The organism is Saccharothrix tamanrassetensis (assembly GCF_014203665.1).
Lineage (GTDB): Bacteria > Actinomycetota > Actinomycetes > Mycobacteriales > Pseudonocardiaceae > Actinosynnema > Actinosynnema tamanrassetense.
Map to the genome: position 1 here is coordinate 57,553 of NZ_JACHJN010000008.1, position 22,826 is coordinate 80,378.

At 71.8% G+C, this 22,826-nt stretch carries 18 protein-coding genes and 1 pseudogene; 15 read left to right on the forward strand and 4 right to left on the reverse strand.

All coding sequences use genetic code 11. The annotated features are described in order from the left end of the window. Positions 1 to 173: 173 nt before the first annotated feature. A pseudogene (locus FHS29_RS38520) lies at positions 174 to 575 on the forward strand (ATP-binding cassette domain-containing protein); the annotation flags it as partial. Positions 576 to 1,091: 516 nt separating this feature from the next. Continuing rightward, positions 1,092 to 1,685 (forward strand): ATP-binding cassette domain-containing protein, encoded by a 594-nt coding sequence (locus FHS29_RS38525; protein WP_376774471.1) that lies wholly within the window; start codon positions 1,092 to 1,094, stop codon positions 1,683 to 1,685. Between the two features lie 49 nt (positions 1,686 to 1,734). On the opposite strand, the gene FHS29_RS24490 is transcribed toward FHS29_RS38525, so the two are convergent. Beyond that, on the reverse strand, positions 1,735 to 3,108 hold the full coding sequence (locus tag FHS29_RS24490) for a DUF2252 domain-containing protein (RefSeq protein WP_184694297.1): 1,374 nt from the start codon (positions 3,106 to 3,108) through the stop codon (positions 1,735 to 1,737). Between the two features lie 141 nt (positions 3,109 to 3,249). Beyond that, complete coding sequence (rocD, locus tag FHS29_RS24495; protein WP_184694299.1) at positions 3,250 to 4,467, reverse strand: ornithine--oxo-acid transaminase; 1,218 nt, start codon at positions 4,465 to 4,467, stop codon at positions 3,250 to 3,252. 141 nt (positions 4,468 to 4,608) lie between these two features. Between rocD and FHS29_RS24500 the strand changes: the two genes are divergently transcribed. The 6 genes from FHS29_RS24500 (at position 4,609) to FHS29_RS24525 (ending at position 9,917) form a co-directional block, all read left to right on the forward strand. Beyond that, positions 4,609 to 5,478 (forward strand): PPK2 family polyphosphate kinase, encoded by an 870-nt coding sequence (locus FHS29_RS24500; protein ID WP_184694301.1) that lies wholly within the window; start codon positions 4,609 to 4,611, stop codon positions 5,476 to 5,478. A gap of 144 nt (positions 5,479 to 5,622) precedes the next feature. Beyond that, positions 5,623 to 6,675, forward strand: coding sequence for a lactonase family protein (locus FHS29_RS24505; RefSeq protein WP_221456572.1), 1,053 nt, complete (start codon positions 5,623 to 5,625; stop codon positions 6,673 to 6,675). Positions 6,676 to 6,721: 46 nt separating this feature from the next. Continuing rightward, complete coding sequence (locus tag FHS29_RS24510; protein ID WP_184694303.1) at positions 6,722 to 7,447, forward strand: SGNH/GDSL hydrolase family protein; 726 nt, start codon at positions 6,722 to 6,724, stop codon at positions 7,445 to 7,447. Positions 7,448 to 7,647: 200 nt separating this feature from the next. After that, a complete protein-coding gene (locus FHS29_RS24515) occupies positions 7,648 to 8,451 on the forward strand; it encodes a HipA family kinase (protein ID WP_184694821.1) in 804 nt (267 codons plus the stop codon). Further along, positions 8,435 to 8,824, forward strand: a complete 390-nt coding sequence (locus FHS29_RS24520) for a DUF3037 domain-containing protein (protein WP_184694305.1) — start codon at positions 8,435 to 8,437, stop codon at positions 8,822 to 8,824. The genes FHS29_RS24515 and FHS29_RS24520 overlap by 17 nt, the downstream gene beginning before the upstream one ends. A 76-nt stretch (positions 8,825 to 8,900) precedes the next feature. Further along, positions 8,901 to 9,917, forward strand: a complete 1,017-nt coding sequence (locus tag FHS29_RS24525) for an LCP family protein (protein ID WP_184694307.1) — start codon at positions 8,901 to 8,903, stop codon at positions 9,915 to 9,917. A 268-nt stretch (positions 9,918 to 10,185) separates the two neighbouring features. Here FHS29_RS24525 and FHS29_RS37800 read toward each other — a convergent pair whose 3' ends face one another. Further along, entirely contained in the window at positions 10,186 to 10,317 is a 132-nt protein-coding gene (locus FHS29_RS37800) for a hypothetical protein (RefSeq protein WP_281391715.1), read from the reverse strand. Positions 10,318 to 10,936: 619 nt separating this feature from the next. On the opposite strand from FHS29_RS37800, the gene FHS29_RS24530 reads away from it, so the two are divergent. From FHS29_RS24530 to FHS29_RS24555, 6 genes are all read left to right on the forward strand, one after another. Beyond that, positions 10,937 to 11,206: a hypothetical protein gene (locus tag FHS29_RS24530; protein ID WP_184694310.1), complete on the forward strand. Its 270-nt coding sequence runs from the start codon at positions 10,937 to 10,939 to the stop codon at positions 11,204 to 11,206. Between the two features lie 397 nt (positions 11,207 to 11,603). Further along, entirely contained in the window at positions 11,604 to 13,922 is a 2,319-nt protein-coding gene (secA2, locus tag FHS29_RS24535) for an accessory Sec system translocase SecA2 (protein WP_184694312.1), read from the forward strand. A 1,052-nt stretch (positions 13,923 to 14,974) separates the two neighbouring features. After that, positions 14,975 to 15,784, forward strand: coding sequence for a sporulation protein (locus FHS29_RS24540; protein WP_184694314.1), 810 nt, complete (start codon positions 14,975 to 14,977; stop codon positions 15,782 to 15,784). 165 nt (positions 15,785 to 15,949) lie between these two features. Beyond that, positions 15,950 to 16,222 (forward strand): GlsB/YeaQ/YmgE family stress response membrane protein, encoded by a 273-nt coding sequence (locus tag FHS29_RS24545; protein ID WP_184694822.1) that lies wholly within the window; start codon positions 15,950 to 15,952, stop codon positions 16,220 to 16,222. Positions 16,223 to 16,324: 102 nt separating this feature from the next. Further along, entirely contained in the window at positions 16,325 to 20,647 is a 4,323-nt protein-coding gene (locus FHS29_RS24550; protein WP_184694316.1) for a caspase, EACC1-associated type, read from the forward strand. A 72-nt stretch (positions 20,648 to 20,719) separates the two neighbouring features. Continuing rightward, positions 20,720 to 21,085 carry an effector-associated constant component EACC1 gene (locus FHS29_RS24555; RefSeq protein ID WP_184694317.1) on the forward strand — a complete coding sequence of 122 codons (366 nt, stop codon included), beginning with the start codon at positions 20,720 to 20,722 and terminating at the stop codon, positions 21,083 to 21,085. Positions 21,086 to 21,196: 111 nt separating this feature from the next. On the opposite strand, the gene FHS29_RS24560 is transcribed toward FHS29_RS24555, so the two are convergent. Next, positions 21,197 to 21,808: a TetR/AcrR family transcriptional regulator gene (locus tag FHS29_RS24560; RefSeq protein ID WP_184694319.1), complete on the reverse strand. Its 612-nt coding sequence runs from the start codon at positions 21,806 to 21,808 to the stop codon at positions 21,197 to 21,199. 199 nt (positions 21,809 to 22,007) lie between these two features. Here FHS29_RS24560 and FHS29_RS24565 point away from each other — a divergent pair, with 199 nt between their 5' ends. Beyond that, complete coding sequence (locus FHS29_RS24565) at positions 22,008 to 22,769, forward strand: SDR family NAD(P)-dependent oxidoreductase (RefSeq protein ID WP_184694321.1); 762 nt, start codon at positions 22,008 to 22,010, stop codon at positions 22,767 to 22,769. Positions 22,770 to 22,826: the final 57 nt, after the last annotated feature.

A 22,826-nucleotide genomic window follows, 5' to 3' on the forward strand; every position in this document is an offset into this window, starting at 1 on the left:
GAGGCACCCGCTGATACGCGAATCCCGTTGGCTTCACGGTGTGTGTTCGCGCGACGATGCGCGGTGTGGGATTCCTTGACGCGAACGGCCTCGCCTTCCGCCTGCCGGACGGTCGCGAGCTGTTCCGCGACGTGTCGTTCAAAGTCGGCTCGGGCACGGTGGTGGCCCTGGTCGGCGCCAACGGCGTGGGCAAGACGACCCTGCTCCGCATCCTGTCGGGCGAGCTGACCCCGGCCGCGGGCAGCGTGCGGGTGCAGGGCGGACTGGGCGTGATGCCGCAGTTCGTGGGCTCGGTGCGGGACGGCAGCACGGTCCGCGACCTGCTGCTCGCCGCGTCCCCGAAGGCGCTGCGGGACGCCGCGCTGGAGCTGGACGCGGTCGAGCTGGCGCTGATGGAGACCGACGACGAGCCGACCCAGTTCCGGTACGCCGACGCGTTGACCGACTGGGGTGAGGCTGGCGGCTACGACGCCGAGGTGCTGTGGGACACGGTGACCGTGGCGGCGCTCGGCGTGCCGTTCGACCGGGCCCGGTTCCGCGAGGTGCGCACGCTGTCCGGCGGCGAGCAGAAGCGGCTGGTGCTGGAGGCGCTGCTGCGCGGACCGGAGCAGGTGCTGCTGCTGGACGAGCCGGACAACTACCTGGACGTGCCGGGCAAGCGCTGGCTGGAGGAACGGCTCGCCGAGACCGCCAAGGCCGTGCTGCTGGTCAGCCACGACCGCGAGCTGCTCAACGTGGCCGCGACGCACGTGGTCACCGTGGAGGCACACTCGGCGTGGACGCACAGCGGCTCGTTCGGCACCTGGCACGCGGCGCGGGCGGCGCGCGTCGAACGGCTCGCCGAGCTGCACCGCCGCTGGGACGAGGAGCACGAACGGCTCAAGGAGCTGGTCCGGACCCTCCAGGTGCAGGCCAGGATCTCCGAGGTGATGGCCGCCAAGTACCGCGTGCAGCGGGCCAGGCTGGAGAGGTACGAGGCGGCCGGCCCGCCACCGGAGCTGCCCGCCGACGAGAGGGTCTCGCCCCGGCTGCGCGGCGGCCGGACCGGCGTGCGCGCCATCACCTGCGCCGGCCTGGAGCTGACCGGTCTGATGAAGCCGTTCGACACCGAGATCTTCTTCGAGGACCGGGTCGCCGTGCTCGGCTCGAACGGTTCGGGCAAGAGCCACTTCCTGCGCCTGCTCGGCGGCGGCGAGGTCGCGCACACCGGTTCGTGGCGGCTGGGCGCGCGGGTCGTGCCGGGCCTGTTCGCGCAGACCCACCAGCACCCGGAGTGGATCGGGCGGACGCTGGTGGACGTCCTGTGGCACGGCGACGACGGCCGTACCGGCAAGGACCGGGGCGCGGCGATGGCGGTGCTGGACCGGTACGGCCTGGCCCGCAGCGGCGACCAGCGGTTCGAGACCCTGTCCGGTGGCCAGCAGGCCCGGTTCCAGGTGCTGCTGCTGGAACTGTCCGGCGCGACGCTGCTGCTGCTCGACGAGCCGACCGACAACCTCGACCTGAACTCGGCCGAGGCGTTGCAGGACGCGCTGGCGGGCTTCACCGGCACCGTGGTGGCGGTGACCCACGACCGCTGGTTCGCCCGCACCTTCGACCGCTTCCTGCTGTTCCGCTCGGACGGCGAGGTCGTGGAGGTGGACGAGCCGGTGTGGGACGAGCAGCGGGTGAAGCGGACACGCTGACCCGGCGGCCGGGCGGCCACCGGCCGCCTGCCCCCGGGTCGGGAGGACGCTATTCGACGAGCGCGGGCAGTCGTCCGGACTTGACCGCCTTGGCCAGGGTTTCGTGGTCGGCGGCGGTCCGGTCGGCGTAGTCCACCGCGTACCGGGTGAACGCCTCGTCCAGGTCCTCGCCGTCCTCGCAGTACCCGGCCAGCAGCCTGGGGTCGACCGAGCGCGAGTGCGCCCGCGCCAGCAGCGCGCCCGCGAACCGGCCGTAGTCGTCCAGGTCGTCGCGCTTGAGCGTCGTCGCATCGATCCCGCCCTTGCGGTTGCGGAACTGGCGCACGATGAAGTGCCGGTCGCCGATGGTCGTCCACCCGAGCAGGATGTCGGTCTCCGCCTGCACCAGACGCGCGCCGTGCACGATCCGCTTGCCCTCGTGCTTGGCGTCGGGAACGTCCAGGAACGGCGCGAGCGCCGACCGCCGGGCCTCCTTGACCTGGAGGATCAACGCCTCGTCCCCGTTGCCGTGCAACAGGACCAGGTAGTTGCGCAGGCCGACGCTGCCGGTGCCGACCACCCGGAACGCCACATCGGACACGCCGTAGCGCATGATCAGGTCGTACCGGGACTCCCGCAGCGTGTCCACGTAGGACGGCAGCGCGTCGACCACGGACTGCGCCTCGGCGTCCGGGATCCGGGTCAGCACGGGAGGATCGGCGATGAACCGCCAGTGCTCGCCCTCCCGGCGGGTCCACTTGGCCGCGACCTTCGCGCTGGTGTTCTTGCGCGCCTTGGACGCCGCCTTGGTGAAGTCGTCCAACAGGTCGTCGGCCTTCGACTCGGACAGCACGGACTCGTCGCCCAGCGCGGTCCACGACTCCAGGAACGGCAACTCGGCCAGGTGCCGCGCCGCGCCCCGGTAGGCCCGCACGGCGTCGGACGCGGCGTCCCGGCAGCCCTTCTCCGACACCCCGCCCTCCCGGCCCGCGAGCACCAGCGACGTGGCCAGCCGCTTGAGGTCCCACTCCCACGGACCGGGCAGCGTCTCGTCGAAGTCGTTGACGTCCATCACGATCCGGCCCTCGGGGGTGCCGTAGAGCCCGAAGTTGGCCGCGTGCGCGTCCCCGCACAGCTGGGCGTCCAGCCCGCTGCGCGGCCCCGCGGCGAGGTCGCCCGCCATCAACCCGGCACTGCCCCGGAAGAACGCGAACGGCGAGGCCAGCATCCGCCCGATGCGCAACGGCACCAGGTCGGCCAACCGGCCCTCGTTGGACGCCTCGACGAACTCGACGACCGAGGGCCGGTCGGGCGCGAGCACCATCCTCCGGTGCGCGTCGTGCCCGACCGCGCCCTGAAGACGACGGCCCTCGGCGAAGACCTCCGCCGGCTCCGTCCACCGCCCCAACGCGACCGCGGCCTCGGCCCGCCTGTGTTCACCCATACCGGGAATGATGCACCGGCAGCGCCCCGGATACCGCCGCGCAACAACCCTGTGACCTGCACAATCGGGCTCACCGTGCATTTCGGGCACGCTCCGCGCCCACCGTCGCCGACCGGTCGCGGAGCGTCGCCCCGCCAGGGGTCAGCGGGTCAGCACCCGGGCGATGGCGTCGACGCCCCGGTCGAGTTCCGCCTCGGTGATCACCAGCGGCGGCGCGACCCGCAGGGTGGTGTCCCGGGTTTCCTTGCACAGCACGCCGAGCCGGGCCAGCGCTTCGGACGCTTCCCGGCCGCGCGGCCCGCCGGGCGCGATCTCCACGCCCGCCCACAGGCCGCGACCGCGCACCTCGGCCACGCCCCGGCCGACCAGCTCGCCCAGCCGGGAGTGCAGTCGCACGCCGAGTTCGCGCGAGCGCCGCTGGTACTCGCCGGTCGCCAGCAGCCGGACCACGGCCCGGCCGACCGCGCAGGCCAGCGGGTTGCCCCCGAACGTCGAACCGTGCTCGCCGGGCCGGAGCACGCCGAGCACCGCCCGGCTGCCGACCACCGCCGACACCGGCACGATCCCGCCGCCCAGGGCCTTGCCCAGGGTGTACAGGTCGGCGCGCACGCCCTCGTGGTCCAGCGCCAGCAGGTCGCCGGTGCGGCCCAGGCCGGACTGGATCTCGTCGGCGACGAGCAGCACGTCGTGCTCGTCGCACAGGGCGCGGATGCCCGCCAGGTACCCGGCCGGGGGCACCACGACGCCCGCCTCGCCCTGGACGGGCTCGATCAGCACGGCGGCGGTGCGGTCGGTGATCGCGTCGCGGACCGCGTCCGGGTCGCCGTACTCCACCACGCGGAAGCCGGGGGTGAACGGGCCGAAGTCGGCGCGGGCGGTGTCGTCGGTGGAGAACGAGACGATCGTGGTGGTGCGGCCGTGGAAGTTGGCGCCGGCCACGATGATCTCGGCGGTGCCCTCGGGCACCCCCTTCACCCGGTAGGCCCACTTGCGGGCGACCTTGATCGCGGATTCGACGGCCTCCGCGCCGGAGTTCATCACCAGCACCATCTCGGTGCCGGTGAGCCCGGCCAGTTCGCGGCAGAACAGGCCGAACTGGTCGTGGTGGAACGCGCGGCTGGTCAGCGTGACGCGGCCGAGCTGCTCCACCGCGGCGGCCACCAGGTCGGGGTGGCGGTGCCCGAAGTTGAGGGACGAGTACCCGGACAGCAGGTCCAGGTAGCGGCGCCCCTCAACGTCGGTCACCCACGCACCCTCGCCGTGGGAGATCACGACCGGCAGCGGGTGGTAGTTGTGCGTGCTCCACTGGTCGTCGAGCTCGATGAACTGCCGGGCGGTGGGAGCGGCGATGGCGGTCATGTCACCAGGCTAAGGGGCTTGTGCCAGCGATTTCATCCGTGGAGTGTTGCGCATTGGGTGTATTCGTTGCGCAGTTGGCGGTCTGTGCGGAGATCCGTTGCGCACCCGGCACGCCGGTGATCACCCCGGTAGAGTCCAACGATGGCGAAGAAGTCCGCGCAGGTCCAGTCGGTTCGGGACGCCTTTCGGGTGCTGCCCGAGAGCTTCGACCTGGCCGGGCTCGACCCGGCCGCCGCGCCGGTCGGCCCGAAGTCCAAGGCGGAGGCCGCCGCGGACATGGTGGAGGTCGGCGCGCAGCTCGACGACCTCCAGGAAGCCCTGTACGCGGAAGGCACGGGCGGCGGGCGGCGCAGCGTCCTGCTGGTGCTGCAGGGCATGGACACCTCCGGCAAGGGCGGCACCATCCGGCACGTGGCGGGCCTGGTCAACCCGCAGGGCCTGCACATCGCCTCGTTCAAGAAGCCGACCGCCGCCGAGCGGCGGCACGACTTCCTGTGGCGGATCCGACGCCAGGTGCCCGCGCCGGGCATGATCGGCGTGTTCGACCGTTCACACTACGAGGAGGTGCTGATCGCCCGGGTGGACGGGTTGGTGCCGGCGGCCGAGTGGCGCCGCCGCTACGAGCTGATCAACGAGTTCGAGTCCGAGCTGGTGGGCAGCGGTGTCACGGTGGTGAAGTGCTTCCTGCACATCTCGCCGGAGAGGCAGAAGGAGCGGCTGGTCGCGCGCCTGGAGGACCCCGCCAAGCGCTGGAAGTACAACCCGCACGACATCGAGGTGCGGGCGAAGTTCTCGCAGTACCGGTCCGCCTACCAGGACGCTCTGGTGAAGTGCGCGACCCCGGTCGCCCCGTGGTTCGCCATCCCGTCGGACCGCAAGTGGTACCGGAACTGGGCCGTTGCCCGGGTGCTGCTGGAAACGCTGCAGGAGGTGGCCCCGGTCTACCCCGAGCCCTCGTACGATCCCCTGGTCGAATTGGCTCGTCTCCGGGAGGCCGACCCGTTGCGCTAGACGCAATCTTCGTTGCACGTATTGCCCTCCCGCAGTGGTCTAGTCCACTGTGGGACTCGCCGCGGGCACGTGGAGCGGAGGTCTGGCGTGGCAGTGGACAGGCGACGGTTCCTGGGGGCCGTGGGCGTTGGAGCGGGGTTGCTGATGACCGAAGGTGTCGCCGAGGCACGCGCGGAGGTCCGCGTCTATCTGGGCACCTACACCACCTGGGCGGGCGGCGGCCCCGGCCTGGGGCTGGCCTCCTACGACGGGGCCACCGGCCGACTGCGGTCGACCGGTGTGGTCGCGGGCGTGCCGAACCCGTCGTTCGTGATCAGCGCGGGCCGTCGGGTCTACGCGGTCAACGAGCAGTCGAAGGGCACGGTGACCGCGCTCGCCGTGGGCGCGGACGGCGTGCCGAAGGTGGTCAACGCGCAGAGCACCGGGGGCGCCGACCCGTGCCACCTGGTGCTGCACCGCGGGCACGTGCTGGCCGCGAACTACAGCTCCGGCAGCGTGTCGGTGCACCCGGTGCGACCCGACGGCGGTCTGGGTCCGCGCACGGACCTGGTGCAGCACAAGGGTTCCGGGCCCGACCCGGACCGGCAGGACCGGCCGCACGCGCACCAGGTGCTGGCCGACCCGACCGGTGAGTTCGTGCTGGCCGTCGACCTGGGCGCGGACGCGGTGTTCAGCTACCGGCTCAGCGCCGCGGGCAAGCTGACCCGGGTCGCCGCGGCCCGGCTGCACCCCGGCGCGGGACCGCGGCACCTGGCGTTCCACCCGTCCGGGCGGTTCGCCTACATCGCGAACGAACTGGACTCCACGATCGTGGTGGCGTCCTACGCGTCAGGCGTGCTCACGCCCGGCCGCAAGCTCCCCACGCTGCCCGCCGGCGCGCCCACCAAGCCGCGCAACTACCCGGCCGAGGTCGTGGTGTCGGCGGACGGGCGGTTCGTCTACCTGTCCAACCGCGGGCACGACAGCGTGGCGGTGTTCGCGGTGGAGGAGGACGGGGCGTCGCTGCGGCTGCTGGAGGCGACTCCGGTGGGCGGGGAGTTCCCCCGGCACATCACGCTCGACCCGACCGGGAAGCTCTTGTTCGCGGCCAACCAGAACTCGAACACGGTGACCACGTTCGCGGTGGACCAGGACTCCGGGAGGCTCAAGCTGACGAGCACGTTCCCGGCCCCGATCCCGGTGTGTGTCGCCCTCTAGGGTCAACTTTCACGCGGATCACCGTCCACAGTGGTACGCCAAGTGCATGAACCTCGTGGCAGCAGTGATGATGGTGGCCCTCGTGCCGGCGCCCGCCGCACCGGAGTACGTCGCTCTCGGCGACTCCTACGCGGCGGGCGTCGGCGCACGTGACGACTGCGGACGAAGTTCCAACGCCTATCCCGAGCTGTACGCCTCGGCGCGCGGCATGTCGCTGGTGTTCGCGGCGTGCGGCGGGGCCACCGTCCCGGACGTGATGGCGCAGGCCGATCAGGTCAAGGAGAAGACGTCACTGGTCACCATCACGGTGGGCGGCAACGACGCCGGGTTCGGCGACGTGATCACCACCTGCGTGCTCGGCGACGACGAGACCTGCGAACGCCGGGTCGCGGAGGCCGAGGAGTTCATCCGCGGCACGCTGCCCTTGAGGCTGGAAAAGCTCTACCGGAAGGTGGACAAGCGGACCTCCGCACGGGTCGTGGTGCTCGGCTACCCGCACCTGTTCGCGCCACGCGCGCGGTGCACCCTGAGCACCACCAAGCGCGCGGCGCTCAACCGGGCCGCCGACGTGCTCGACGGGGTGCTGGCGGACAAGGCCAAGGGGGCGGGCTTCGTGTTCGCCGACGTGCGCGACGAGTTCAAGGGGCACGGGGTGTGTTCCCCCGAGCCCTGGATCAACGACCTGACGCTGCCGGTGGACGACTCCTACCACCCCAACGCCGAAGGCCAGCGGCGCGGCTACCTGCCTGCGCTGACGGAGGCCGCCGAGTAGGCGCCGCTTGGCCGTCCGCCCGTGATCACCGAGCCGTCACGGCCTCGGCAGACCCGGTCCGGCGGCTGATTCCCCGGCACGCCACCGCGCCCGGACGGGCCGCCGGCGGCGTCATCGGCGCAACCGGCCGGAGCCTGCTCCCCGCCGGGCACGCCGTCGCCGGGTAACCCGTTGGCGGTGACCGGCCACGACCGGCCATGATGCCCGGCGTGAACGCCACGAACGGGCTGCGCACGGTCGCGGCCACCCGCTACGTCACCCCCTTCCGCGAGGGCGGTTCCCTGCCGGGCCTGGTCGAAGCCGACGACCTCGGCATGTACGTGCTCAAGTTCCGCGGCGCGGGGCAGGGCGTGAAGGCGCTGATCGCGGAGGTCGTGGTCGGCGAACTGGCCCGCCGGCTGGGCTTCCGGGTGCCCGAGATCGTGCTGGTCGAGCTGGACCCGAAGATGGCCGTCGCCGAGCCCGACCAGGAGGTGCAGGAGCTGCTGCGCGGCAGCGGGGGCATCAACCTGGGCCTGGACTACCTGCCCGGCTCGTTCGACTACAACCCGGTGGTGCGCGAACCGTCCGCGGCCACCGCCACCCGCCTGCTGTGGCTGGACGCGCTGACGCTGAACGTCGACCGCAGCTGGCGCAACCCGAACACCCTGCTGTGGCACCGCGAGCTGTGGCTGATCGACCACGGCGCCTCGCTGTACTTCCACCACTCGTGGAACCCGGAGCGGTTCCCGGCCGCGAGCTACCGGTTCGACGCCGCCGACCACCTGATGATGCCGTTCGCCGGGCCGCTGGCCGAGGTGGACGCCGAGCTGTCCGAGCTGGTCACCCCGGAACTGGTCCGCGAGGTGCTGGCCCTGGTGCCGGACGGGTGGCTCGCGCAGGACGAGGCCTTCGGCACGCCCGATAGGGTCCGCGCAGCCTATGAGCAGTTCTTCGCGACCCGCCTCGCCCAGCCGCGCGCCTGGGTGGACGCACTGGAGGCCGCCCGTGCCGCACGTGTTTGAGTACGCGCTGCTGCGCGCCGTGCCCAGGCAGGAGCGGGGGGAGTTCGTCAACGTCGGCGTGCTCGTCTACTGCGCCCCGCTGGACTTCCTCGGCGCGCGGGTGCACGTCGACGAACAGCGCCTGCGCGCCCTGGACCCGTTCGTGGACGTCGAACTGCTCAAGGCGAACCTGGAGCACCTCGGGGTGTCCTGCGACGGTGCCCCGCACGCGGGCCCGGTGTCCAGGACGTCGCCCGGTCAGCGCTTCCGCTGGCTGACCGCGCCACGCAGCACCACCATCCAGACGTCCCCCGCGCACACCGGGCTGACCGACGACCCGGTGGCGTCCCTGGAGCACCTCCTGCGGACGCTGGTGCTGCCGCCCGAGCACTAGGCTGGCAACCTTCCGACGCACACCGCGTCTATAGGTGCGAGCAGTTCGCCGACACACGGGATCGGGGTCGCTTGACATGAGCGCCGGCTACCACCACGGGTACCAGCAGAAGGCCGGCTACCGGCCGGTGCCCAAGCGCCGCAAACCGAGGATCGGGCGCATCATCCTGGTGGTCCTCGTCCTGCTGCTGGCGTTCACCATCGGCCTGTGGGTGTACGTCGACTCGTCGCTGCGCCGCATCGACGCGCTGCCGGACTACCAGGGCCGCCCCGCGGACACGCCCGGCACCAACTGGCTGCTGGTCGGGTCCGACGCGCGCGACGACCTGACCGAGGAGCAGAAGGCCGCACTGTCCACAGGCGACGCGGGCGGCCGGCGCACCGACACCATCATGGTCCTGCACATCCCGGCCGGGTCCGGGAAGTCGACGCTGGTGAGCGTGCCGCGTGACTCCTATGTGGACATCCCGGGCAACGGCAAGAACAAGATCAACGCGGCGTTCGCGTTCGGCGGCCCGTCGTTGCTGGTGCAGACCGTGGAAGGCGCGACCGGGCTGCGGATCGACCACTACATGGAGATCGGCTTCGGCGGGTTCGCGGGCATCGTGGACGCGGTGGGCGGCGTCGACATCTGCGTCAAGGAGCCGATGAACGACCCGCTGGCCGGGCTGGACCTCCAGCCGGGCTGCCCTCAGGAGTTGAACGGCGCGCAGGCGCTCGGCTTCGTCCGCACGCGGGCGTTCGCCACCGCCGACCTGCAGCGCGTGCAGAACCAGCGGGAGTTCCTGTCCGCGTTGTCGGACAAGGCGACCAGCGTGGGCACCCTGGCCAACCCGTTCCGGGCGTTCCCGCTGCTGTTCGCCGCCACCGACTCGATGTCCGTGGACGACGACGACCACCTGCACAACCTGGCCGGGATGGCGTTCGGGATGGCCGGTGGCGTGGACAACGTGACCGTGCCGGTGGGCGGCACGCCGACCGTGCCGGGCGCGGGCTCGGTGGTGCAGTGGGACCGCACCAACGCGCTGCGGCTGTTCGGGGCGCTGGAGAAGGACGAAGCGGTGCCGACCGACTTGCTGGAACAGCCGAAGTAGTTCTCTGAAGCCACGAAATCCCGCGAGCCGCATCCGCCGGCTCGCGGGATTTCGTCCGCCGGGGCACTGCCTCGGCGGTGGAACAGTCTTCCGGTCCGACCGTTGTGTCGGAGCGCTGCGTCCGACGGCTGCGTTTGACGGCTGCGTTTGACGGCTGCGTTTGACGGCTGCGTTCGACGGCTGCGTTCGACGGCTGCGTCTGACCGCCGCGTCGGAGCGCCAGCGGCGGGTGGGCTCGTCCCCCTGGCGAGTCCACCCGCGCCGTGGGTCAGTCCCCGGCCTCGGCGGGGGCGACGGGCGCGGCGGCGGTGTCGGCGGCTTCCGCCTCGACGTCCGCGCTGGCCTCGATGATGCCTTCGAACTCGCGCAGCAGGTCGTCGTAGATCGGCGTCAGTGACACTTGGTAACCCCCACAGTCTGGTTCATCCCCCGATCGGGCCAAAGCAGACTACTTCCGACCGAGTGTCCACTTCACCCGGTATCGGCGAAGTAGATGTTCGTGTCGCTAACTGTTGACTAAACACACCCCATACCCGCAGGTTGTGCCCTGGCGACATGGCCTGCGGGCCGACCCGAACCCGGCGATGGTGACCATGAACAGTGTCGCCGGTCACAGTCTGGCACTCCTGGCCGCACCGCCCCTGTCACCGGAAGCTGCATGCCCACGTGAACACGATCGTGCAGCGGCTCGACCGAGGGGCGTGACCATGCTGGTGGGTTACCCCCATACGTGGTACTCGGATGCGCTGGGTCACCAGTGGTGGAAACCCGCATCGTCACCATTCCGGGTCACGGACAACCGGTGAGTCCGCAAGGCGCTACCCACCAATGCGGCAGGCAGGCGGCCCGAGTGTTGGACAACAATGCCTGTGCGGCGTGGCATCTCGCCCGGCGGTGGCGGCTTTAGTCCTACGATAGGGGCGTTTTCGTCGGACAAGTGGGGGTAGCTGGGATGACCCAGCGAAGTTCGCACTCCCAGGTGATTTACGTTCACCCGGCGTGAGGTGAACGCTTCCGGGGTGACTGAGCAACGGCGCTCTAAGCCCATCGACCAGGAATCGGACCTGATCCGGCGCATCCAGAACCTGGCGCACCGCGCCGAACGCACCGCGTTCAACCACTCGAACCTGGTCGGCCCGCCCCCGTCCCAGGAGCACCTGGCGATCCTGGCCGAGATCCGGGCCCTCACCGAGCAGGCGGTGGCGGCGCGACTCGGCAGCAGACCCACGAGCCTGCCCCGTCAGGCCGACGCGGTCGAAGACACCCACCTGCCCGCCCCCGCCGTGTAGCGCCCCGCGGGCTGGGCACCGCACCCCAGCCCGCACCGGCTTGTGCTCCGCACATCGCCACAGCTTCCGCCCAGCGTCGGTTCATGCGCGTCGCTTGGTTCGTATCGGCTCCGGCCTCTGTTGCTCCTGCCCCTGGCTCCCGTTGCTCCTGTCCCCGCTCCCGGCGCCCGTCCCCGGCTTCCTTTTGCTCCGGCACTTCGTCACCGACCCGCCCTCTCCCCGCCGCCATCTCAATTGGCCGCTCCCGGCGTCGTCGCAGGTCAGCCAGCAGTGGCTGGACGTTTTCGCAGGTCAGCGCCCCGGCTGGGATGTGGGCCGCGGTCGGGCGCGGGTCGAACGTGAAAAGTCAACCGGGTGACGTGCGGAACGTTGGGTCCGTGCCGTACGTTGCCGTGCCGTGACCACTCTCCTGGGACGGTTCAAGCAGCGGCTGCGCCGGTTCGCGCAGAAGCCCGGCTCCGCCGACCTCACGCCGTACCGCAAGCTGCTCGACGAGGTGAACGAGCAGGCGGACCGCGTGAGCGCGCTCAGCGACGCGGAACTCACCGAAGCGGCGGCGAAACTCCGGGAGAAGTCCGACTTCGGGCGTCCCGAACTGGTGGAGGTGTGCGCCCTGGGCCGCGAGGCCGCCGACCGCGCGCTCGGCCTGCGGCCGTTCGACGTGCAGATCCTCGGCGCGCTCGGCCTGCTCGAAGGCCACGTCGTGGAGATGGCCACCGGTGAGGGCAAGACGCTGTCCGGCGCGATCGCCGCCGCCGGCTTCGCACTGCGCGGCGACCACGTGCACGTGGTGTCGGTCAACGACTACCTCGCCCAGCGCGACGCCGAGTGGATGGGCCCGCTCTACGAACTGCTCGGCGTGTCCGTCGGCTGGCTCAGCCAGAGCAGCAAGCCCGAGGAGCGCCGCGCCGCGTACGAAGCCGAGGTCACCTACGCGTCGGTGTCCGAACTCGGGTTCGACGTGCTGCGCGACCGCCTCGCCGTCGACGAGGACGACCGCATCGTCCCGGCGCCGCGGGTGGCCCTGGTCGACGAGGCCGACTCGGTGCTCGTCGACGAAGCCCGCGTGCCGCTCGTCCTGGCGGGTTCCACCGCCGGTCCCGCCGTCGACCCGGCACTCGCCGACCTGGTCAAGCGGCTGCGCCGGGACCTGCACTTCGAGGTGGACGACGAGGAGCGCAACGTCTACCTCACCGGGGCGGGTTCCGAGCTGGTCGAACGCACCCTCGGCGGCATCGACCTGTACTCCGACGAACACGTCTCGACCACGCTGAGCAAGGTCAACGTGGCCCTGCACGCCCAGGTCCTGCTGCACCGCGACGTCGACTACATCGTCCGCGACGGCAAGGTCCACCTGATCAACGACACCCGCGGTCGCATCGCGAAGCTCCAGCGCTGGCCGGACGGCCTCCAGGCCGCGGTGGAGGCGAAGGAGGCCGTGCAGACCACGGACTCCGGCGAGGTGCTGGACTCCATCACCGTCCAGGCGCTGCTCAGCCGCTACCCGACGGTGTGCGGCATGACCGGTACCGCGGTGGCCGTCGCCGAGCAGCTGCGCGACTTCTACCAGCTCGAAGTCCTGGTGATCCCGTCGAACGTGGAGTGCGTCCGCGAAGACGAGGCCCCCCGCCTCTACACGACGCTGGAGCTGAAGGAAGCCGCCATCGTCAGGGAGATCAAGGAAGTCCACGAGACCGGCCGCCCGATCCTGGTCGGCACCCTCGACGTGGCCGAGTCCGAGCGGCTGTCCCGCAAGCTCGCCGAAGCCGGCCTGGACTGCGTCGTGCTCAACGCGAAGAACGACGCCGAGGAAGCCGCCATCATCGCCGACGCGGGCTCGTACCAGCGGGTCACGGTGTCCACCCAGATGGCAGGCCGCGGCACCGACATCCGCCTGGGCGGCCACGACTCCACCGACCGCGAACGCATCGCCGAACTCGGCGGCCTGTACGTCATCGGCACCGGCCGGCACTCGTCGTCCCGCCTGGACGACCAGCTGCGAGGCCGCGCGGGCCGGCAGGGCGACCCCGGCGGCTCGGTGTTCTTCTCGTCGCTGCAGGACGACCTGGTGACGCAGTACGTCCCGGACCACGACGAGCCCGCCGAGGTGGACGACGACGGTCGCGTGACGGACGCCGGGACGTTGCACACGGTCGAACACGCGCAGCGCGTGGCCGAGGGCGTGCACCTGGAGATCCACCGCAACACGTGGCGGTACAACAAGCTCATCGAGCACCAGCGCACCCTGATGCTGGAGCACCGGGACAAGCTCCTGCTGACCGACGCGGCGTGGGAGGAACTGGCCAAGCGCCGTCCGGAACGTGCCGAGGAACTGGCGGGCCTCCCGTCCGAGGTCCGGGTGAAGGCCGCCCGACTGATCGCCCTGCACCACCTGGACCAGCGGTGGAGCGACCACCTGACGTTCCTGACGGACCTGCGCGAGGGCATCCACCTGAGGGCGCTGGCCCGGCAGAACCCGCTGGACGAGTTCCACCGCGAGGCGATCCCGGCGTACCACAAGATCGTGGCGGACGCGTGGGACGAGGCGGAGGAGACGTTCGCGAAGGTCGAGATCGACGAGGAAGGCGCGCACCTGGCCGAGGCGGGCATCCAACGCCCGAACACGACCTGGACCTACCTCGTCAACGACAACCCGTTCTCGTCCGGTCTCGAGGAGACCTTCAAGGGTCTTGTCAAACTGGTCCGCCGCCGCTGATCTTCGCCTGCGGTAACCTGTTGCTCCGACCTGCGGAAACGCCCCGGCCTCGGTCACTCGATCGGGCGAACTAGCCGAAGATCGAGGCCTTCCGGGCACTTCCGACTTACCGATTTCGTTGCCGGGTGAGAAGGAGGCGGCGCGGCGGGGAGGGTGCAGGCGGAACGCGGGCAGGCGACGGATCGAAGCGGACGGACGGCAGCGGCGGACGCTGCGGCAGACAGACGGCACGCGCCACAGGTCGCAGGCCGCAGGTCGCAGGCCACAGGCCACAGGCCCAAGAGGACAGACCAAAGCGGACAGACCAAAGCGGACACGCTCCACCACCGCGACCCGAGGACAAGCCATGGTCGCCCGAGGGTCGGTGGGGCCACGCGGTCACGCGTGGTGACGCAGGCACGGCTGGCTCCGCAGGGCGGATCAAGTCGGAAGGCGCTGACCGCTAGAGGCAGCAGCGCCGGTCGGAGCGATGCCGAACTGTCCACATCGAACTCGTCTGACGCCCGACGTGACCACCGGTGGAGCGGTTTCCGGGAGCCTCCACATGAGTCACCACTTCGGCTCGCAACGCGTTGCGCCCCAGCCAGGACCGGCACGTCCGTCCTCGGTGGCCACCGCCCACGCCGGGCTGTCGGGCACGCCGGGCTGTCGGGCACGCCGGGCTGTCGGGCACGCCGGGCTGTCGGACAGGCGGCGGACGATTCGCCAGTGGATGTGTCGCCAGTGGAGGCGTGGACGTCGGACTGGTGGCCAGCGGACAGCGGAGTCGCGAGTGGGCGCGTGGCCGGCGGCAGGGGTTGGCGAGCGGTGAGTAGTGGCGGTGAGCAGGCGAGCGGCGGGCAGGCGGCGTCGGGCAGGTGGCGGCGGGCAGGCGAGCAGGCGAGCGAGCGGCCCGCGCAGCTAGGCGAGCGACGGCTCGCCATGTGTCCGCCATCACAAAGCGACGCCGGCACCTAGCGTTCGTCCACAGGGAACCGATCCACCGGCTGAGGCGTCCTTGGGGCAACCGCAGCACCGGGACGTGAACCGGACCGTCGTTTCAGGAGGCCACCGTGGTGTTCAAGAGGATGTTGCGCGCGTTCGGGGTCGGTGGTCCCTCGGTGGACACCGTGCTGGCCAACCCCAACGTCCGCCCCGGCGAGCTGCTCACCGGCGAAGTGCGCATCGCCGGCGGCGACCACCCCGCCGACATCGACCAGGTCAAGTTGTCCCTGGTCACCCGGGTGGAGGTGGAGAGCGGCGACAACGAGCACAACCGCAACGTCGAGTTCGCCCGCATCGTGGTGGGCCAGCGCCTCCAGGTCGGCCCCGGTCAGCAGTTGTCCCTGCCGTTCCAGTTCCCCGTTCCGCTGGAGACACCGCTGACCGTCGTGCACGGCACCCCGCTGCGCGGCATGACGATGGGCCTGCGCACCGAGCTGGAAGTGCGCGGCGCGGCCGACCCCGGCGACCTGGACCCGGTGGCCGTGCACCCGATCCGCTCCCAGGAGCACGTGCTCAACGCGTTCGGCGCCCTGGGCTTCCGGTTCACCCGAGCGGACTCCGAGCAGGGGCGCATCCACGGCGTTCCCCAGCAGCTGCCGTTCTACCAGGAGATCGAGTTCCTCCCGCCGCAGCAGTTCCTGGGCAAGATCAGCCAGCTCGAACTGACCTTCGTCACCGACCCGCACCACCTGTACGTGGTGCTGGAGGCGGACCGCCGGGGTGGGTTGTTCCGGCAGGGCGGTGACACGTTCGGGCACTTCGCCATGTCCCACGATGAGGTGATCCGCACGGACTGGGCGGCCATCCTCCACCAGTGGATGGACCAGGCGGCCGGACGGCGATCTTCGCACGGCCACGGCCTGCTCGGGGGGCACTGAAAGGGTCACCCGGATGCCCGCCGCGGGGGTCACCACGGTGGGGGAATCGGCGCCGGCGGCATCGTCGTCGGCGCTGCGGCCGGCGTGTTCGGTGGGATGATGGTCGCCGAGGCCCTCGACGAGTTCGGGGACTTCTTCGAAGGCGACCAACCCGCAGGAGGCATCGTGGGCATCGGCGGCGTGATCAGCGCTTTGATCGTGGGTCTCATCATCGGGTTCCTCGGCAAGCTCGTCGCACCGGGCAAGCAGGCCATCCCCGTCTGGCTGACCATCGCGGTCGGCATCGTGGCGGCCTTCCTGGGCACGTTCGTGGCCAGGGCGCTCGGCGTGGAGGACACCAAGGGCATCGACTGGATCGAGATCATCATCCAGGTGGTGATCGCAGCTGTGGGTGTCAGCCTGGTAGCGGGCTTCTGGAGCAAGAAACAGGTCCGGTAGCGGCACCGCCTCCGAAGGGCCTTTCGGCGAAACGCTGGAAGGCCCTTCGGTGTTTCCCTATCCTGTCGGCGGGTTCCGCGCGGACAGGGGGGACGGGCCGTGGTGGCAGATCCCTCGCGACTGCTGGCTGTCGAGGGCACGAGGGTGGTCGTGGTGGCCACCGCGCGGCACGTGAGCGGATCGCTGCTGCCGGACGTGCCCGCCGCCGAGTCCACCGCCCGCGACCTGGCCCGCGTCTACACCGAGCGGTGCGGGGTGGCGGAGAGCGGGCTGACCGTGCTGCTGGACCCGCCGGGGCCGCGCGAGCTGGGCGAACGGCTGCTCGCGGTGGCCGCCGAGGCGACCGAGGTGCTGGTGGTGCACTTCGTCGGGCACGGCGTGGTCGGCCCGGACAACGAGCTGTACCTGGCGACGCACGCCACCGACGACCCGGCACGGGGCCTGGTGCACCACCGGGCGCTGCGCTACGCCGAACTGCGGGACGTGGTGGAGCGCTGCCCGGCGCGGTCGGTGCTGATGGTGCTGGACTGCTGCTTCTCCGGCCGCGCGGGCGGTGTGGACCCGGCGCGCCGGACGCTGGCCGAGTCCGTGCGGGACGGCGTCTACCAGCTGGCGTCGGCGGGCGCGGACGAGACGGCGTGGGCCCCGGTGGGCAGCCCGCACACCGCGTTCTCCGGCGAGCTGATCCGGTTGCTCGACGAGGGTGACCCGTTCGGGCCGCGCTCGCTGACCCTGGACCACGTCTTCGAGGAGCTGTCCAGCAGGCTCACCGAGCGCGGCTACCCGCGCCCCCTGCGGTACGCGACGGGTCGTGCGCCGCAGTGGCGGATCGCGGACAACCCCGCGTGGCGCGCGCCCCGGACGCCTGCCGGGCCGCCCGCCGGGCCGGACTCGCCGACCACCGGCGACCGGCCGCCGTACCGGGGCCTGGCCTACTTCCGGCGGGAGGACGCCGAGTTCTTCTTCGGCCGCGACGAGCTGTCCCGCGACCTGGTGGAACGGCTCGGCGACGACGGCCCGCTGCTGGTGCTCGGGCCGTCCGGGGCGGGCAAGTCGTCGGTGCTGCGCGCGGGCCTGGCGGCCTCGGTGGAACGGCTGCCCGGCTGGGCGTGCCGGGTGGTGACGCCGGGCCCGGACCCGTTCGGGCCGTTGGCGCTGTGGCTGGCCCAACGCGGCCGGACCCCGGTCGGCGAGCTGCGGAAGGCGCTGCGGGACAACCCGGACGAGCTGGCGGTGCGGCTGCGCGCCGAGGCGCGGGCGAGCGGTGAACGGGTCGTGCTGGTGGTGGACCAGTTCGAGGAGCTGTTCACCACCGTCACCGACGTGGACACCCGGCTCGCCTACGTGCGGGCGCTGGTCCGCGCGTCCGAGGCCAGGACGTCGGTGGTGCTGGGTGTGCGGGCCGGGTACTTCGGCCACTGCGCCCGCTACCCGGACCTGCTGCCCGCGCTGGGCCGGCCGGTGGTGGTCGCGCCGCTGACCGCGGCGCAGTTGCGCGAGGTGATCGCCGAACCCGCCCGCAAGGCCGGTCTGGAACTGGAACCCGGCCTGGTGGAACGGCTGCTGACGGACCTGGGCGACCGGCCGGGCGCGCTGCCGCTGCTGTCCCACGCGCTGCTCAAGACGTGGGAGAAACGGGAAGGGCGGCGGCTGACCCTCGCCGGCTACCAGCAGACCGGTGGCATCCAGCAGGCCGTGGCGCGCACCGCGGACGCCGTGTACGACTCGCTGGAGCCGGAGAGCCGTGACGTGGCGCGGAGGCTGCTGCTGCGGCTGGTGCGCATCGGCGACACCGACGACCTGCGCCGGCGGGTGCCGCAGTCCGAGCTGGTGCTCGACGAACGGGCCCGGTCGGTGCTGGACGCGTTCGTGCACGCCCGGCTGGTCAACGTCGACCAGGACGCGGCGGAGATCGCGCACGAGGCCCTGTTGCGGGCGTGGCCGAGGCTGCGCGGCTGGATCACCGCCGACCGGGCGGGGCTGCTGGTGCGCCAGCAGTTGGCCGAGGCGGCGGAGAACTGGCGGCGGCACGGCCACGACTCGGAGTTCCTGTACCGGAGCAACCGGCTGGCCGAGGTCAGCGCGTGGCAGCGGGAACGCCAGTCGCACGACCCGGTGGGCGAGGTCGAGTCGGCGTTCCTCGCGGCGAGTCGGCAGCGGCGGCGGGTGAAGTCCCGGCGCAAGCGCACGGCCGTGGCGGTGCTGGCGGTCATGCTGGTGCTGGCGGCGTCGGCGGCGGTGTACGCGACCGGGCAGCAGCGGGTGGCCGCCGAACAGCAGCGGGACGCCGAGTCCAGCCGCAACACGGCGCTGTCCCTGCTGATCGCCCGCACCTCGGCCGACGTCCGGCACACCGACCCGACGCTGGCCATGCAGCTGGGTGTCGCGGCCTACCGGACCGCGCGGACCGCCGACGCCCGCAGCGCGTTGCTGAGCTCGGTGACGATCCCGGCCCCGGCCGTGGTGACCGGGCACGCGAACGCGGTGGACGGCGCGGCGTTCGACGCGTCGAGCGGGGTGCTGGTGACCGGGTCGGAGGACTTCGACGGCAAGCTGTGGGACGTCGAGTCCGACCGGCGTCACCCCCGGCTGCTGGGCACGTTGAGCGGGCACCGGGGCTACGTCTTCGACGTGGCGGTGAGCAGCCGGGGCGGGATCGCGGCCACCGCGTCCGGTGACCGGACCGCCCGGTTGTGGGACATCCGCGACCCGCGCGCGCCGAAGCCGATCGCCACCCTGGCCGAGCACACCGGGGCGGTGCGCGGGGTCGCGTTCAGCCCGGACGGGTCCTACGTGGCGACGGCCTCCGCCGACGGCACCGCGCGGCTGTGGGACGTGCGGACCGAAACCCCGCGTCCGGTGGCGGTGCTGCGGGGTCACACCGAGAACGTGCGCGGGGTGGCGTTCAGCGGGACGACGCTGGCCACCACGTCCGCCGACCGGACGGTCAAGCTGTGGAACGTCGCCGAGCCGGCCGAGCCGGTGGAACTGTCCACTGTGGTCGGACACGGGGACGTGGTGCGGGTGGCCGCGTTCAGCCGGGAAGGCACGCTGATGGCGACCGCGTCCAACGACCGCACCGTGAAGCTCTGGGACGTGGCGGACCCGACCGGTCCGCGGCTGCGGGCGACGCTGACCGGGCACGGCGACACGGTGCGCGGCGTGGCGTTCAGCCGGGACGGCACGATCGTGGCGACGGCGTCCGGGGACAAGACCACCAAGTTGTGGGACATCCGCAACCCCGACCAGCCGGTGGTGGTGGCGAACCTCGCGGGCCACAGCAACGCGGTCAACGCGGTGGCGTTCGGGCGGGACGGGCGCACGCTGGCCACCGCGTCGGCGGACCGCACGGTGAAGCTGTGGGACGTCGGCGACCCGAGCCACCCGGCGACCCTGGTGCGGCCGTTGAGCGGCCACCAGGCCGCCGTGCGGGGCGTGGTGTTCAGCCCGGACCGCAAGACGCTGGCGACCACCTCCGAGGACGGCGTGGCGCGGCTGTGGGACGTGACCGTGGTCGGCCGCCCCGCGCCGCTGGGCGAACTGGTCGGGCACACCCGGATGGTCAACTCGGCGTCGTTCAGCCCGGACGGCCGGCTGCTGGTCACCGCGTCCGACGACCGCACGGCCCGGCTCTGGGACGTGGCGGACCGGACGAAGCCGGAGTTCCTCGGCGTGCTCGAAGGACACGCCGACACGGTGAAGGGCGCGGTGTTCAACCACGACGGCACGATCGTGGTCACCGCCTCCGGGGACCGCACCGGGAAGCTGTGGAACGTGCGGTACCCGAGGCAGCCCCAGCCGCTGGGGGCGCTGGTCGACCACGACAACTACCTGTACGCCTTGGCGATCAGCCCGGACGGCCGGACCGTGGCGACCGGGTCGGAGGACCGCACCGTGAAGCTGTGGGACGTCACGGACCCGCGCCGGCCCGTGCTGCGGTCCACCGTCGGCGGGTACGGCGCGCCGGTGCACGGGGTGGCGTTCAGCCCGGACGGGAACCTGTTGGCGTCCGTGTCGGCCGACCAGACGGCGAAGCTGACCGACGTGTCCGACCCGGGCGACCCGGTCGAGTCGGCGACGTTGGAAGGCCACATCGCCCCGGTGTACGCGGTGGCGTTCGGGCCGGACGGGAAGACGCTGGCCACCGCGTCGGACGACCGGACCGCGAAGATCTGGGACATCGCCGACACCCGCCGTCCCCGCGTCACGGCGACCCTCGCCGGGCACGGCGGCACGGTGTCCGCGGTCGCGTTCGGCGAAGGCCTGCTCGCGACCGGCTCGTGGGACCGCACCGCGCAGCTGTGGCACACCGACGAGGAGGAGGTGGCCGGACTCGTCTGCGCCACGGTCAACACGAGGGTGACCGACCAGGAGTGGTCCCAGCTCCTCCCGGACGTGCCGCGCAGGGCTTCCTGCCCAGAATGACGACGCCCCGGGTGAAGTTGCCCGGAGTGGAAGTGCCGCAGCACGCAAGTGCCCCGAACGAGAGGCGAACGCATGGACCTGGTGCTCACCGTCGAAGAGCCCGCCGGCGCGGACGAACTGCGCGACCTGCACCGCGCGTTGTCCGGGGAGGCGGAGCTGCGCGGTCGGGTCCGGCTTCGTCAACGCCCGCCCGCGCCGGGGACGCTCGGTCCGGTCGTGGAGGCGGTGGAGGTCGCACTGGCCCCCGGCGGCGCGCTGACCGTGCTGACGGGTGCGGTGCTGGTGTGGCTGCGGCACCGGCGGGGCACGGTGAAGGTCAAGGTCACCAGGGGGAAGGACACCGTGGAAGTGACCGCGCAGCGCATCCGCGAACTCGACCCGGTGGCGGTGCGTGACCTGACCACGGAGATCGTCACCGCGCTGGAACGCAAGAACTGACCGGGCCGTGGACGTATCGGACGTCGACCGGCCACACCGGAGCGCAGACGTATCGGCCGGCCAACGCTCGCGCCTGTCGTAGACGTGGGACAGGCGCGGGTCGGGCGTCGATCAGTTGCCGAGCATCCGCAACACCAGATCGGCGTAGAGCGAGCCGATCTCGGCCGGGGTGCGGCGTCCGCCCGGCCGGTACCAGCGGGCCACGTCGATGCACAGCGACAGCACCGCGAGCGTCGCCCCGCGCACGTCGGGCACGTCGAACACGCCCGCCGCGACGCCGTCCTCGATCATGCCGCGCACCGCGGCCTCGATCTGCCGCCGCAACTCCACCACCTCGGCCAGGTGCGGGGGAGTCAAGGCGCTCAGCTCGTACTGCACCACGCGGGCCGTCGTGTGGTGCTCGGCGTGCCACGAGGCGAACGCCGACACCGCCGCCGCCAGCCGTGCCACCGGATCGGGCCCGTCGACGGACGTGAGGACTTCCAGCGAGATCGCGTGGCCGATCCGGGAGATCTGGAACAGCAGTTCCTCCTTGGACCGGTAGTGGATGTAGACCGCCGCCGGGCTCATGCCGGCCCGCGCGGCGATGTCGCGGGTCGTGGTGGCGTGGTAGCCGCGCCCGGCGAACGCGGCGGCGGCGGCGATCAGCATCCGGCGGGCGGCGGCCGGGGTGACGTCCCGCCACGTCAGCTCCGGCGGCTCGAACTCGTCGGCGGCGGTCATCGAGCCTCCTTGACAACGGCGGTGAGCCTATCGCAGGCTGAGCGCGCGCTCAGGACCTAAGCAACCGCTTAGTACGGCGTTCGGTCAGGCCATCGGGTCGTTCCGGCACAACGGGTTCACCTCGCCGAACCGGTCACCAAGGTCGCAGGAGCCCGGTCCGCCGGACCGGCTGAAGACTCTCGGAAAGGCTGAGCTGGCAATGGGAATCCTGGACAGGTTCCGGCTCGACGGGCAGGTCGCGATCGTCACCGGGGCGTCCTCCGGCCTCGGCGTCGCGTTCGCCAAGGGCCTCGCCGAGGCGGGCGCGGACGTGGTGCTCGCCGCACGGCGGGCGGACCGGCTCGAGGAAACCGCCGCGTTGGTGCGGGACGCGGGTAGGCGGGCGCTGGTGGTGCGGGCGGACGTGGCGCAGCCCGACGCCTGCCGCGAGGTGGCACGCGCCGCCGCCGGGTTCGGCAAGGTCGGTGTGCTGGTGAACAACGCGGGCGTGGCGTCGGCGGTGCCCGCCTCGCGCGAGACGCCCGAGCAGTTCCGCCGCGTCATCGACGTCAACCTCAACGGCGCGTACTGGATGGCGCAGGCCGTCGCGGCGGTGATGACCGACGGCGGGTCGATCATCAACGTCTCCAGCGTGCTGGGGATCGTGTCGGGTGGTCTGCCGCAGGCCGCCTACTCGGCGTCGAAGGCCGGCGTGCTCGGGCTGACGCGGGACCTGGCGCAGCAGTGGACCGGGCGGAAGGGCATCCGGGTCAACGCGCTCGCGCCCGGCTACTTCGCGTCCGAGATGACCGACCAGTACCCGGAGGGCTACCTGGACTCGCACATCGCGCGGCTGCCGATGGGCCGGGTGGGCGACCCCGAAGAGCTCGCCGCAGCAGTGGTGTTCCTCGCTTCGGCGGCAGGTGGTTACACCACCGGCGCGACGTTCGTGGTGGATGGCGGAGCGACCATCGGCGGATGACCGCGGACGATCATCGGAAGCTGATCGACCTGTAACCCGGCGTCCGGGTCACACGAC

Coding starts and splice junctions, on each gene's coding strand:
- FHS29_RS24490 (WP_184694297.1), bottom strand. CDS start 3,108: ATGGGTGAACACAGGCGGGCCGAGGCCGCGGTCGCGTTGGGGCGGTGG.
- FHS29_RS24555 (WP_184694317.1), top strand. CDS start 20,720: ATGGACCTGGTGCTCACCGTCGAAGAGCCCGCCGGCGCGGACGAACTG.
- FHS29_RS24505 (WP_221456572.1), top strand. CDS start 5,623: ATGACCGAAGGTGTCGCCGAGGCACGCGCGGAGGTCCGCGTCTATCTG.
- FHS29_RS24560 (WP_184694319.1), bottom strand. CDS start 21,808: ATGACCGCCGCCGACGAGTTCGAGCCGCCGGAGCTGACGTGGCGGGAC.
- FHS29_RS24510 (WP_184694303.1), top strand. CDS start 6,722: ATGAACCTCGTGGCAGCAGTGATGATGGTGGCCCTCGTGCCGGCGCCC.
- FHS29_RS38525 (WP_376774471.1), top strand. CDS start 1,092: ATGAAGCCGTTCGACACCGAGATCTTCTTCGAGGACCGGGTCGCCGTG.
- FHS29_RS24525 (WP_184694307.1), top strand. CDS start 8,901: ATGAGCGCCGGCTACCACCACGGGTACCAGCAGAAGGCCGGCTACCGG.
- rocD (WP_184694299.1), bottom strand. CDS start 4,467: ATGACCGCCATCGCCGCTCCCACCGCCCGGCAGTTCATCGAGCTCGAC.
- FHS29_RS24515 (WP_184694821.1), top strand. CDS start 7,648: ATGCCCGGCGTGAACGCCACGAACGGGCTGCGCACGGTCGCGGCCACC.
- FHS29_RS24500 (WP_184694301.1), top strand. CDS start 4,609: ATGGCGAAGAAGTCCGCGCAGGTCCAGTCGGTTCGGGACGCCTTTCGG.
- FHS29_RS24565 (WP_184694321.1), top strand. CDS start 22,008: ATGGGAATCCTGGACAGGTTCCGGCTCGACGGGCAGGTCGCGATCGTC.